This window comes from Micromonospora sp. WMMD736 (assembly GCF_049179015.1).
GTDB lineage: Bacteria > Actinomycetota > Actinomycetes > Mycobacteriales > Micromonosporaceae > Micromonospora.
Genome location: NZ_JBMHMI010000070.1, coordinates 1 through 3,696 on the forward strand (window position 1 = coordinate 1; position 3,696 = coordinate 3,696).

Annotated in this window: 3 protein-coding genes and 1 pseudogene; 1 reads left to right on the plus strand and 3 read right to left on the minus strand. The window is 67.6% G+C overall.

What is annotated here, in order from left to right; translation table 11 throughout:
* The 3 genes and pseudogenes from ACN269_RS33645 to ACN269_RS33655 form a co-directional block, all read right to left on the minus strand.
* Window positions 1–881, minus strand: a pseudogene (locus ACN269_RS33645) (hypothetical protein); the annotation flags it as partial.
* A gap of 13 nt (window positions 882–894) precedes the next feature.
* Window positions 895–2,274 (minus strand): NAD(P)/FAD-dependent oxidoreductase, encoded by a 1,380-nt coding sequence (locus ACN269_RS33650; protein ID WP_421477219.1) that lies wholly within the window; start codon window positions 2,272–2,274, stop codon window positions 895–897.
* Window positions 2,271–2,483 (minus strand): ferredoxin, encoded by a 213-nt coding sequence (locus ACN269_RS33655; protein ID WP_421477220.1) that lies wholly within the window; start codon window positions 2,481–2,483, stop codon window positions 2,271–2,273. Before ACN269_RS33655 ends, ACN269_RS33650 begins: the two co-directional genes overlap by 4 nt.
* Window positions 2,484–2,667: 184 nt before the next feature.
* On the opposite strand from ACN269_RS33655, the gene ACN269_RS33660 reads away from it, so the two are divergent.
* Entirely contained in the window at window positions 2,668–3,387 is a 720-nt protein-coding gene (locus ACN269_RS33660) for a GAF and ANTAR domain-containing protein (protein WP_421477222.1), read from the plus strand.
* Window positions 3,388–3,696 lie beyond the last annotated feature (309 nt).

The window sequence follows — 3,696 nt, forward strand, 5'->3', positions numbered from 1 at the left end:
TCGATGGCGCCGGGGATCAATTCCGGCCTGGCGCGCAGCAATTCGATCGATCCCGGGTTGCGCAGCACGGTGAGCACACAGTGCGAGATCAGATTCACTGTCGAGTCGTGGCCGGCGATGAACAACAGGATGATGTTGTTGACGATCTCGCTCGGCGACATCGGTCCGTCCGGGTCGTCGTCGTGCACGAGTTGCGAGATCATGCCTGGGCAGGGCGACTTGTCGGCACGTTCGACCAGCCCGATGATGTACTGCTTGAGTTCCTGGCCGGCCGCCACGCCTTTGGCCTGCCGGGCCTGCCCCTCGGCGGTTTCGATCTCCGGGCCCATGTCGAAGGTGCCGGCCATCATGTCGGCGACCCAGGCGTGCAGCACCGGCTCGTCTTCGATCGGCACGCCCAGCACATGGCAGATCACCTGTACCGGCAGCGGGTAGGCGAAGTCGTCGACGATGTCGATGCGGGTCTTGCCGGCGGCCTTGTCGAGCAGGTCGTTGACGATCTGTTGGCACAGCGGTTCCTGGCTGGGGATCACGTCCGGTGAGTGTGGCGGGCCGAAGAAGCGCATGCACGACCGGCGGGCCCGGTCGTGGTCGGGTGGATCCTGTTGGATGAAGCTCAGTTCCTGCCCGTAGCGTTCGATCATGTCGGCGATCGCCGGGTCGGTGATCTCGCGCGGCCGGTTGCCCAGAGGACTTCTGCGCATATCGGAGCTGACCCGCGGATCGTGGGCCAGCGTGATGAGTTCCTCGTAGCCCGTGACGGCGTAGACGCCGTTGGTGACCCGTGCGACCGGTGTCTTGCGCAACTCGTCGAAGTAGGGGTACGGGTTGGCCCGGTTCTCGTGCTTCATGGCCTCGTTCCAGGCCTCTTCGGGAGTCATCGCGTCTCCTCACTCATCGCTTGCGCGGGTGGAATTCGGCGCTGCGTTCGCTGGGGTTGTGGCCGGTCAACACCACATCGGGGGTTTCGGTCGGCACACCCCGCACCGGGAACTCGGCGGGCATCGCGCGCATGTCCTCGGGGAAATCCGACCCGACCGGGTTGGGCGGGAACGGCATCGAACGTGCGATCTGCGCCTCGTAGTACGGGATCCATTTGCCGTGGTCGAAGGTGACGGCGCCGACGATGCGGCCGCGGCGGCCGAAAGCGGCCGCGAACCGGCGGTCCTTGATCGAGCCCTGGGTGAAGGCGATCTCGTCGCCGAAGGACGGCACCCCGACCGACTTGATGTTGACGCCGAACTGGCCCGACCAGAACTGCGGGATCATCAGGTGCGCCCAGCGCTCGGTCTCCGCGCACACCATGTTGTGCGCCGCCACCTGGGCGCCCAGCACGGCGTTGTCCCAGTGCTCCATCGCCATGAACTGGTAGTCGTAGAGCACGTGCGGCGCGCGGGCGATGTCGCCGGCCACGAACACGTTGTTGGTGACCACGCCGTTGATGTCGAACGCGCGGCACCCGGCGTCGCACCCCACACCCCAGGTCCCGGCCGCCAGGCCGACACCCTCGAGCCACTCGATGTTGCGGATGGACCCCAGCGATGCCACCACGACGTCGACGTCCAGGGTGGTGCCGTCGGACAGGCGTGCGCGGCGGACGTGGCCGCCGGCGTCGCCGTCGAGGCCCTGTACGGATACGCCGGTGCGCAGGTCCACGCCAGCCGCGCGCTGCATCTCCGCGGCGATCCGGCCGATCACCAAGCCGAGTGGGCCGGCCAGGGGCGCGGGGCCGCGTTCGGCGACGGTGACTTCCAGACCGAGGTCGCGGCAGACCGAGGCCACCTCCGAGCCGATGAACCCGGAGCCGATGACGAGCACCCTTTTGGGTTTGGCGGCCAGCGCCGCTTGCAGCTTGGCCGCGTCGCTGCTGGTGCGCAGGGTGAACACACCGTCGAGGGCGGCTTCGTCCGGGTTGGGCCACGGCCGTGACCGCACCCCGGTGGCGATCAGCAGCCGGTCGCCCTCGACCGCGCTGCCGTCGGCCAACAGGATCCGGTTGTTGGCTCGGTCGATGCCGGTCGCGGCGACGCCCAGCCGCCAGTCGGCGTCGACGCGGCGCATGCGCGGCAGCTTGGTGCCGTCCGGGCGCACCCACCCGGCCAGCACCTGCTTGGACAGCGGCGGCCGGTCATAGGGCTCTTCGGGTTCGTCGCCGATGATGGTCAAGTCGCCGCGGAAACCCTCGTCACGCAGCGCCTCGGCGGCTCTCAGGCCGGCCAGTGACGCGCCGACGATGATGATGCGGCCGTTGTCCTTGAAACCGTTCGAGTTCACGAAGGGCCCTGTTCGCCGTCCAGCCGATCCACGATGATCGCCTGCACCGGGCAGGACGCTGCTGCCCGCAGCACCCGCTGACGCTGGGCATCATCGGGATTGGGGTCGTAGGTGAGGGCCTCTGCACCTTTGAGTTTCAGCACCTCGGGCGCCAGGGGCACGCACTGGGCGTACCCCAGGCAACGGTTCAAGTCGACGACAATCCGCATGGCGATATCCGATCCTGGTTGCTCAAGATCACTCGGATGCGACGTTACAGCGACGCGCAGACCGAGACCCGGGTTTGCGGCCAACCCTCATGCAGCCACAACTCGGCGTTAACCGGGCCGCTACGCCGGGCCGTATTGGCGCAAGCGCGTAGCCTGAATCCAGCTGGTGGGAGATGATGGTCCAATGTCGCTGGTGAATGACCCCGCTTCGGTCGATTCGACGTTTCGTCGCATCGCCGACATCGTGCATGAGCTCTACAGCCGCGACGTCGACTCCGACACCGTCATCGCCGAACTCGCGGAGCACGCTGCCGTCGAGGTGCCCGGTGCGCTGTATGCGGGGGTCACGGTCACCCGCAACGCCAAGCACATCGACACGCCGGCCGCCACCCACCACTGGCCGATCCTGCTCGACGAGATCCAGCAGCGGCACCGCGAAGGCCCGTGCCTGACCGCGGCCTGGGAAGAGAAGACGGTCCACGTCGCCGATCTGACCAGAGATGAACGGTTTCCGTTGTACGCGCGGGACGTATTGGCACAGACGCCGATCCGCACCATCATGGCGTTCCAGCTGTTCATCGCCGGCGAGACGATGGGCGCGCTGAACGTGTACGCGGAGACCCCGAACGCGTTTGGGCCCGAATCCCGCGAGATCGGCCTGATCTTCGCCGCGCATTCGTCGGTGGCGTGGAACGCAGCCCGCCGCGACGAGCAGTTCAAACGCGCCCTGGCCAGCCGCGACGCCATCGGCCAGGCCAAGGGCATCCTGATGGAACGCTACGGCGTCGACGCGGTGCAGGCGTTCGCGTTGCTGCGCAAGCTGTCTCAGGATGCCAACACGCCGCTGGTGCGCGTCGCGTCCGACCTGATCGAAGGCACGCTTCCCGCGCGCCAAGACGGGTAGGTGCAGGGTGCGCTGCAGCCAGGTCAGCACCGGCGGCGCGACCTGTGGAAGGGCCGACTCGGCGGTTATCCAGTGCGGCAGCCCAGGATGCGACTCGTGCTCGGCACCGTAGCGTTTGGCGATCCGACGGGAAATCCACTGCGCGACATTGCGGTCCTCGTCGGCGCTGACCACCAACAGCTGGCATGTCACGGTTTGGCGAGTTGATCCCCCACGCCGCCAGTATGCCGCGCTACCGGCCGAAGCCGGCGTCGCGCAGCGCCTGGGCCATCGAACCGGAGGGCTGGCTGGATCCCTGGCTGCCCGAAC

Coding starts and splice junctions, on each gene's coding strand:
- ACN269_RS33655 (WP_421477220.1), bottom strand. CDS start 2,483: ATGCGGATTGTCGTCGACTTGAACCGTTGCCTGGGGTACGCCCAGTGC.
- ACN269_RS33660 (WP_421477222.1), top strand. CDS start 2,668: ATGTCGCTGGTGAATGACCCCGCTTCGGTCGATTCGACGTTTCGTCGC.